Raw genomic sequence first — 8,734 nt, 5'->3', positions numbered from 1 at the left:
GGGAATCGTGCTGAGGCGCGGTGACCGGGACGCGGACCGGGCGTTTGCGCCGTTCGTGCCCCTGGAGGCTGGCCGCCGGGGCCGCGGCCGGGCGGCGCTCATCGCGTTCGCCCTGGTGGCTCCGCTCGCGCTGCTCCCCGGCTCGACGGCGGCGACCTGGACGTCCTCGCAGGTCGTCACCGCGCCCCTGGCGGCGGCGACGTTGAAGCAGCCGGTGATCACCGACTGTACGTATTCCCATGGGCTGGTGGGCATCGGCGCGTCAATGAGCGTGTCCTGGACCTTTCAGGGCGCGGTGTACACCCCAACGGCTACGGTGCGCCAGGACGGGGACACGAGCGTCACGACCGAGCTTCCGAGCAGCACGATTACCCAGAACGGGGGCGTGTACACCCTGAAGGTAACCAAGGGACTGCTCACCGGGCTGCTGGAGTTTTTGGGCGGGGTGCTCTTCGGGAACAAGCCCTTCACGGTGACGGTGACGGGACGGCTCCCGGACACCAGCTGGGTGACCGAGCCCGCGCAGGTGTTCTATGATGCGAGCAAGAACTGCTCGTAGCTCACCCGGCGGGCTGCGCGGCCAGGAGGGCGTGGCACCGGCTGATGCGGGCTCGCCACCAGGCGACGCGTTCGGGGGCCGCGGCGAAGCGCTCCAGCGCCGCCGGGTCGAGCGTGGCTCGGGCGCTCGGGATGCGGCCGCGCACGGGAAGCCGGGGCTCCGTCACGATGTCCCCGGCGAGGAGCGCGACCGTGCCGAGGCCGGCGGCGGCGGGTTCGGGAAGGCACGCGGCGAGCCGGGCCCCCATGGAGATCCCCACGGAGGTGTCGAGGGCGCTGGAGACCACGGCGGGGAGGCCGGCCGCGGCAAGGATCGCGAGCGCCTGACGGATGCCGCCGAGGGGTTGCGCCTTTACGATGAGCAGGTCCGCCGCCCCGGCGCGGGCAACGGCGAGGGGATCCTCGGCCCGGCGCACGCTCTCGTCGGCGGCGATTCGCACGGCTCCGGCGAGCTCGGCGCGCAGCTGCGCCAGCTCGGGCACCGTCGCGCACGGCTGCTCAGCGTAGTCCAGGTCGAGCGGGGCGAGCCGGTCGAGGGCGACGCGCGCCTCGTCGAGGGACCAGCCGCCGTTCGCGTCCACCCGGATCCGGGCATCCGATCCGGCGTGGGCGCGCACGGCGCGCACCCGGGCAAGATCGTCGTCCAGGCTCTCGCCGCGCTCGGCGACCTTGACCTTGACCGTGCGGCAGCCGGGGAAGCGCGCCAGGATCTCGGGCACCCGGTCCGGGCCGACCGCGGGCACTGTGGCGTTCACCTCGACCGTGTCGCGCAGCGGCTCGGGGGCGGGCTGCCAGCCGTACTCGATCGCCGCGGCCAGCCAGGCCGCGGCCTCAGCGTCGGCGTACTCCGGGAACGGGGAGAACTCGGTGGCCCCCTCCGGGCCGGAGAAGATTGCGGCCTCGCGCACGGTGACGCCGCGGAAACGGGTCCGGGTGGGAATCGCGACGACCCGCACCGTGTCCAGCAACCAGGCGAGCTCGGGCAGTGACGCGGCGGGGCGGGAAGCGGGGCGCATGCCCCCATTCTGCCAGGGGTGCGCCCGGCGCCGGGCGCTGTCGCCGTTCGTCTCCCGGCGTCACCGGGCGACACACGGGCGCACCCGAGCGGCGGGGCTCCTACGCTGGCGGAGAGACGCGGCCCGGCCTCGTGCCGCCCGAGCGGACTGACCCCCGCTCCGTGTCCCCCGTTCCCAGCCCCGACATCCGAAGAGAGTGACCGCCATGTCCCTGCCGAAGCGCATTGAAACCTCGCACGCCGGAAGCCTGCCCCGCACCCCGGAACTCATCGCCGCCAACGAGGCCCGCGCGATCGCGGCCGACGGGTTCACGAAGGAGAGCACGCCCGAGTTCGAGGCCAAGCTCAGCGCGGCCGTCGCGGACCTCGTCCGCCGCCAGGTCGACCTCGGGATTACCGTCGTGGGCGACGGCGAGTACGGCAAGGCGATGACGAGCGCGGTGGACTACGGCGCCTGGTGGTCCTACTCCTTTCAGCGCGTCTCCGGGCTGTCCCTGACGGGGGCGGACATCTTCACGCAGGAGCCGGTGCGCTCATCGCCCGGCAACGTGCGGCTCACGAGCTTCCCGGATCGCCGCGATTGGGTGCGCTTCCGCGAGGCCTACTCGGACCCGACCTCGGGGATCTCCACGGGGAACCAGTCCTCCGCCTTCCCCGCGACGACCGGCCCCCTGGCCTACACGGGTCAGGAGGCCATCGCCTCCGACATCGCGAACCTGCGCGCGGGGCTGGACGGCAGCGGCGCGAGCGCTGGCTTCATCACCGCGCTGTCCCCGGGGAGCGGCGCCCGGATCGCGAACGAGTATTACGCGAGCGAGGAGGAGCACATCTGGGCCTGGGCCGAGGTGCTCCGCGAGGAGTACCGGGCCGTGACCGACGCCGGGCTGATCGTGCAGATCGACGACCCCTCCATCGCGGAAAACTGGGACCAGATCAACCCGGAGCCGAGCGTCGAGGACTACCTCGCCTTCACCCGGATCCGCGTCGAGGCCCTGAATTACGCCCTGCGGGGCCTGCCGGAGGAGCAGATCCGTTTCCACCTGTGTTGGGGCAGCTGGCACGGCCCGCACACGACGGACCTCGAGTTCCGGCACCTCGTGGAGCTGATGCTCGAGATCAACGCGAGCCAGTACTCCTTCGAGGCCGCGAACGTGCGGCACGAGCACGAGTGGAAGGTGTGGCAGGACGTGGCGCTCCCCGAGGGCAAGAAGATCGTGCCCGGTGTCGTGAGCCACGCGACGAACGTGGTGGAGCACCCGGAACTCGTCGCGGACCGGATCGAGCGCTTCGCCTCGGTCGTCGGCGCGGAGAACGTGATCGCGGCGACCGACTGCGGCCTCGGCGGGCGCATCCACCCGCAGATCGCGGAGGCCAAGCTCGCGAGCCTGGGCGAGGGCGCGCGCCTCGCCTCCGCCCGCCTCTTCCGCTGAGCCCCCCTCGTTCACCTGAACAACAGCGGCAATACCGTACCAAAAATGGTACAGTATTGCCCCTGGAGGTGCGAGCATGAGCTATCGAGAGGACCTGTGGGCTGTCGCGGCGTCCCAGAACGGGGTGGTGACGATCGCTGAGGCCGAGGATGCGGGCGTTCCCGCGGTCGAGGTTCGCAAGCTCGCGGCCCGCGGCGCTCTTCGCTCACACGGGCTGGGTGTCTACACCCATCGGGGTGTCCCGAGCACGCCGCTGACGGAGCCCGCGGTGGCGGTGGCGCTTGCCGGGGATGGAGCCTTCCTGCATCGGGAAGCGGTGTTCAGCCTGCTCGGTATGGGTCAGTTCAATCCCAAGCGAATCCGGGTCGGCACCCGTCGGCGAGTCCGTCGAGCGCTGCCGGAATGGGTCGAGCTGGAACATCGCCCGGGACTCCCGGAGACGGACCTGATCCGGTACGAGGGGGTCCCCTCGACCACGGCGCAACGGGCCCTGCTCGACCTGCGTGGCCGGATGCCACGTGAGCGTTGGGAGGCGCTGTCGCGCGAGGCAGTGCTGTACGGCTGGCTCACCGAGGCCGATGCCGAGTCGAGCGAGTGGGCGGACCGGCCAGCGTGAATCGGAACGGGCCGCCCCTGAACCTGCCCCAGCTCAATGATCGAGTCGCTCGGGCCGCAGCGCACTTGGGGATTCCGGAGGCTCGTGCCCGCGGATTGCTGTGCACCCTGGTCGTCTCGCAGCTGCTCCCCGATGCGGTCGTCATCAAGGGCGGGATGGGGATCAAGCTCCGGTTGGGTGAGCGGGGTACCCGCGCTACGTCGGACCTCGACGTGTCCACCACTGCCCGGGGGGAAGCCTTCTCGCGAGACCTGGCCGTCCGGCTCGCGAGGGGCTGGGGCAGCGTGCCAGCGTCCCGGGGTGCTCGCCGACGGGATCCCGGCGCACCGGAACGGGTCGCCTTCACCGCCACCGTCCGCGCCGGGAAGGCCCACGACCCGGGGTTGGGCCGGCCGGAGTACGTGATGCACCCCTATCGTGTGTCGATCGCGTTTCTCGGCCGCCCGTGGGGTGCCCTGGACCTCGAGGTCTCGGACCCCGAGGCCGACGCTGGGTCCAGTGGGCCATTCCAGACCATTGACGCTGGGCTCCTGCGCTTTGCCGAGACATTCGGGTTCGGCGAGCTCGGGCCGGTGCGCCTCGTCTCCCTCGAATCACAGATCGCGCAAAAGATCCACGCCGTGACCGATCCCGCCACCGAACGGGCACACGACCTCGTGGACCTGCAGGTGTTGTGGGCAGCCAGCCCCGATCTCCCGAGCCTGCGGCAACGGTGTGTGCGGACGTTCGCTTGGCGGCGCCAGCAGCCGTGGCCGCCCCTGCCGTTGCGGCCGATGCACGACTGGGCGCTCGCCTACCGAGACGCTCGAGAGGAGACCGTCACCAGCGGGCACAGCGCAGTCCTCGCAGAGATTGCTGACGCCCGGAGCTGGCTGACGAATCTGATCGGAGCCATCGACGCCGCGGAAGAACCGCCCGCCTCTTCCACTGAGCCGCCCCTCGGCCGCCGCCCCAGCGGCCCGAGCGGGCCGCTGGGGCGCTAGCCCTCCCCGGGTTCCGGCGGGGCGACGAGGACGCGGAAGCCCGCCTCCGGGTCGTAGCCGTGGATCTCGCGGGTGTCGAGCGCGCCCATGAAGGCGAGGATCTCCGTCGTGATGACCTGACCGGGCACGAGCACCGGGAAGCCGGGCGGGTACGGGGTGACGAACCCGGCTGAGACGAGCTCCTCGCCCGCGAGCACCCGCGCGAGCAGGGGCTCGAGGTGCAGGTACTCGGTGCTCCCCGCCCGGTAGGTGGCGAAGTAGGCATCCCGGATCGTGCCGTCCGGGGTGTCCGGGTGCGCGCGGAAGCGGTCCGCGAAGGCGCTGAAGTCCGGCAGCGGCGGGTTGTGCACCGCAACCGAGTCCTTGCGGCTCTTCCGCGTGCGCTGCTCGAAGGGACCGAGCTCCTCCTCCTCGTCCTCGAAGGCCTCGGCGAGCTTCACCAGCACCTCGATGAGGTAGGCGACCGAGCCCCGGCTCGTGCCGATGTTCGTCATGAACAGCACCGTGTTCCGCGAGGTCTTGTTGACCTGGATGCCGTGCCGGTCCATCAGGTAATCGTGCTTGAAGGTGTCCCCGTCCACCCCGGTGAGGGAGATGTCCACGGTGACCCGGCTCGGGTCCACCACGAACTCGTCGCGCGCCCAGGCCTCGTCGAAGCTCGCGAGCCCGTCCCGGAGCGGCATCGGCCGGTCGGTCTCCCGGTAGGCCTCCGGCACTAGGTCACGCGTGGTCAGCACCCGGAAGTACTTCTTGAGCAGCGGGTGCCGGGCCACGGTCTGCGCGATGCTCGTCGCGAGGTCCATCTGCCGTTGCACGAGCTCGTAGCCTTCGAACTCCACCTGGCGGCGACCGATATCGAGCGAGGCCAGGATCTGGTAGTTCGGCGAGGTCGAGGTGTGCGTCATGTACGCCTCGTCGAAGGCCTCGCGGTTCAACCGCTGGAAGTCCTGGTCATAGACGTGGATCATCGAACCCTGGCGCAGGCTCGTCAGCGTCTTGTGCGTGGACTGGGTCGCGTAGACCCGCACCCGGCTCGTCTCCGGGTCGGGAATCAGCCGGGCATCGAGCCAGGCCTCGTCGGGGGCGAACGCGCCGGTGTCGGGGTCAACGAGCTCCGCGCGCTGGGCCCGGAACTCCTCCGCGCGCTCCCCGGAGCGGAACTGCGCCTCCAGGCGGGCCGCGGTCGCCATCCCCGTGCGGCGGCGGAACACCGGGTGGAAGGCGGCGAAGGCGAACCAGGCCTCGTCCCACAGGAACACGAGGTCGGGTTTGATCGCGAGGCACTCGCTCATGACCCGCTCCACGTCGTAGACGATGCCGTCGAAGGTGCAGTTGGTGAGCGCGATCATCTTGACCTCGTCCAGCCGCCCCGCCGCCCGGTAGTCAAGCAGGGTCTGCTTGATGCTGCGCACCGGCACCGCGCCGTAGAACGAGTACTCGTTGAGCGGGTACGCCTCCAGGTACGCGACCCGAGCGCCCGCGAGCATGAGCGCGTGGTGGTGCGACTTGTGGCAGTTGCGGTCCACGAGCACCACGTCGCCGGGCGCGACGATCGACTGGTGCACGATCTTGTTCGCGGTCGAGGTGCCGCCCGTGACAAACACGGTCTTCTTCGCGCCGAAGGCCCGGGTGGCCCGGGTCTGCGCATCCTTGATCGAGCCGACGGGGCTCAGCAGGGAGTCGAGCCCGCCCGAGGTCGCACTCGTCTCCGCGAGCAGCAGGTTCTTGCCGTAGAAGTCCCCCATGTCGCCGATCCACTTCGAGCCGCTCACCGAGCCGCCCCGCGAGATCGGCAGCGCGTGGAACACCCCGGCGGGCATCCGCGCGTACTCCTGGAGGGCGCTGAAGAACGGGGTCGCGTACCGCTCTCGGACGCCGCGCAGGAGCGACAGGTGCAACTCCATCCGGTCCTCGCGGCGGAACACCCGGCGGAACCGGCGGTTCAGGGTGCCCGCCAGATCCTCGATGTGCACCCCGGCGACGAGGAAGAGGTCCAGCTCGGGGCGCAGCTCGCCGAGCGCCTCCGCGAGGCGGAGCACCCGTTGCAGGGCGTGCAGGGCATCGGGTCGCTCGCCGATGATCCGGTCCAGGTAGCCGCGCAGGTCCCGGCCCAGCTTCTGCTTGCTGTTCGCGGTGAACCCGGGCCGCAGGACGCAGGCCTGGATGTTCGGGTTCGTGATCACGGCGACGAGCGCGTCCTCGAAGCTCGGCACGATCACGAGCTCGTAGACGAACTCGTCCGCGCCCTGGCGCATCCGGAGCATCTCGGCCTTGAGCGCGTCGCGGTCCGTCGGGGCCATCTCGTCCACGATGAGCACCTCGAAGCGCGGACGGCGCTCCGGGACGGTCGGCTCGCCGTCCTCGTCGGCGCTCTCCCCGGTGGGGCGCTCCTCGTCGAGGGAGCCCGCGCCGCGCATCCCGAGCATGACCCGCTCGATCAGCTCCAGCGCCCCGGGGTACTCGCCCCCGTCGATCAGGTCGCGGATGCCGCTCACGTAGCGCTGGCCGAAGCCCGCCCAGTACAGCTCGACGGCCTCCAGGGTGCGCAGCGAGCGGTGGATCTCCGCCCGGTTCGTGTCGGTCCACGACGCGCCCTGATCCAGGGTGAGGAGCTTGACCGCGTAGCGCAGGTACTCCCAGGCATCGCTGCGCAGCCGCCAGACACTGGCGGGGATCCCGGGATCCGCGCCGCGATGATTCAATTCTGATGTGGCTCTCATCGTCACCGAGGAAAGACCTTTCCACTTTTTGCCCAGCGGATAAAACGCCCGACGCATCGCTGCGCGGGTTGAGAACGAGTGTACCGAGCCGAGCGGTCACCCTCCGGCATATCCCCGCCTCAGTCGCCCGACGCCCCCGTGCGGGGACCGCCGCCGCGCGAAATCCCCGGGATTTCGCGCCGAAGGTGTTCCCGTGCGGCGGGGCTCGCGGGGGGAAGCGGCGTAGGCTGGGGGCATGAGCGCACAGGTATCCGAGATCTTTGACCCGAGCGAGTGGGTCGTCGCCCCCGGCCACGAGGCCTTCACCGACATCACCTCGCACCTCAGCCGGGACGGGCGGATCGCCCGGATCGCGTTCAACCGGCCCGAGACGCGCAACGCCTTCCGCCCGCACACCGTGGACGAACTCTTCACCGCGCTCGAGGACGCCCGCATCAACCCGAGCATCGGCGTCGTCTTACTCACCGGAAACGGCCCGAGCCCCAAGGACGGCGGCTGGGCCTTCTGCTCCGGCGGCGACCAGCGCATCCGCGGCCGCGACGGCTACAAGTACTCCGAGACCGAGCAGGCCGCGGGCATCAACCCGGCCCGCGCCGGCCGCCTCCACATCCTCGAGGTACAGCGCCTCATCCGCTTCATGCCCAAGGTCGTCATCGCCCTCGTCCCCGGCTGGGCCGCGGGTGGCGGGCACTCCCTGAACGTCGTGTGCGACCTGAGCATCGCGAGCGCTGAGTACGCGCGATTCAAGCAGACCGACGCCGACGTCGGCTCCTTCGACGCGGGCTACGGCAGCGCCTACTTCGCCCGCCAGATCGGCCAGAAGAACGCCCGCGAGATCTTCTTCCTCGCCCGCGAGTACTCCGCCCAGCGCGCGTACGAGATGGGCGCGATCAACGCCGTCGTCCCGCACGCGGAGCTTGAGGCAACGGGCATCGAATGGGCCCGCGAGATTCTCGGGAAGTCGCCCACCGCGATCCGGATGCTCAAGTTCGCCTTCAACGCGGTCGACGACGGTCTCGTCGGCCAGCAGATCTTCGCCGGGGAGGCCACCCGCCTCGCCTACGGCACGGACGAGGCTGTTGAGGGGCGCGACTCCTTCCTGGAGAAGCGTGACCCCGACTGGGCCCCCTACCCGTACCACTTCTAATCGGCGGACCCGGCACCCCGAACGCGCACCCCTGAGGACCCCCGGATGACCACACCCCTGCTCCCCGTATCGGCGGCCGACCCGGCCGCGCTGACCGCGGCGCTCGCCGCAGCCCTGCGCGGCGGACCCGCCGTGCTCCCGGTCGCGCCGGGCGCTGCCGCTGCCGCGGAGGCGACGCTCGCCGAGCACCCCGCCGTTGCCGCGGGCACCGCCCTCGTGATCCGTACCTCGGGCTCCACCGGGGTGCCGAAGCTCGTGCAGCTCT

7 protein-coding genes and 1 pseudogene are annotated in these 8,734 nt (G+C 70.9%); 6 read left to right on the top strand and 2 right to left on the bottom strand.

What is annotated here, in order from left to right:
- Nucleotides 1–559, top strand: a 559-nt coding sequence (locus OOT08_RS08420; RefSeq protein WP_325092183.1) for a hypothetical protein, incomplete at its 5' end; no start/stop codon positions are given.
- Between the two features lies 1 nt (nt 560).
- Here OOT08_RS08420 and OOT08_RS08415 read toward each other — a convergent pair.
- Entirely contained in the window at nt 561–1,574 is a 1,014-nt protein-coding gene (locus tag OOT08_RS08415) for an o-succinylbenzoate synthase (protein WP_325092182.1), read from the bottom strand.
- Between the two features lie 205 nt (nt 1,575–1,779).
- Here OOT08_RS08415 and OOT08_RS08410 point away from each other — a divergent pair, with 205 nt between their 5' ends.
- The 3 genes from OOT08_RS08410 to OOT08_RS08400 all read left to right on the top strand — a co-directional run bounded on the left by OOT08_RS08410 (nt 1,780) and on the right by OOT08_RS08400 (nt 4,602).
- On the top strand, nt 1,780–3,003 hold the full coding sequence (locus OOT08_RS08410; protein WP_325092181.1) for a cobalamin-independent methionine synthase II family protein: 1,224 nt from the start codon (nt 1,780–1,782) through the stop codon (nt 3,001–3,003).
- Between the two features lie 76 nt (nt 3,004–3,079).
- Nucleotides 3,080–3,619, top strand: coding sequence for a type IV toxin-antitoxin system AbiEi family antitoxin domain-containing protein (locus OOT08_RS08405; RefSeq protein WP_325092180.1), 540 nt, complete (start codon nt 3,080–3,082; stop codon nt 3,617–3,619).
- 95 nt (nt 3,620–3,714) lie between these two features.
- Nucleotides 3,715–4,602 (top strand): nucleotidyl transferase AbiEii/AbiGii toxin family protein, encoded by an 888-nt coding sequence (locus OOT08_RS08400; protein WP_325092179.1) that lies wholly within the window; start codon nt 3,715–3,717, stop codon nt 4,600–4,602.
- Here the strand turns inward: OOT08_RS08400 and OOT08_RS08395 are convergent.
- On the bottom strand, nt 4,599–7,322 hold the full coding sequence (locus OOT08_RS08395) for an aminotransferase class I/II-fold pyridoxal phosphate-dependent enzyme (RefSeq protein WP_325092883.1): 2,724 nt from the start codon (nt 7,320–7,322) through the stop codon (nt 4,599–4,601). The genes OOT08_RS08400 and OOT08_RS08395 overlap by 4 nt on opposite strands.
- 235 nt (nt 7,323–7,557) lie before the next feature.
- On the opposite strand from OOT08_RS08395, the gene OOT08_RS08390 reads away from it, so the two are divergent.
- Together OOT08_RS08390 and OOT08_RS08385 are read left to right on the top strand one after the other, a co-directional pair.
- Entirely contained in the window at nt 7,558–8,469 is a 912-nt protein-coding gene (locus tag OOT08_RS08390) for a 1,4-dihydroxy-2-naphthoyl-CoA synthase (protein ID WP_325092178.1), read from the top strand.
- Between the two features lie 45 nt (nt 8,470–8,514).
- Nucleotides 8,515–8,734, top strand: a pseudogene (locus OOT08_RS08385) (AMP-binding protein); the annotation flags it as partial.

Source organism: Leucobacter sp. M11, assembly GCF_035726885.1.
In the GTDB taxonomy this organism is placed as follows: Bacteria; Actinomycetota; Actinomycetes; order Actinomycetales; family Microbacteriaceae; genus JAPFRB01.
This window is presented reverse-complemented; position numbering and strand designations above follow the sequence as displayed.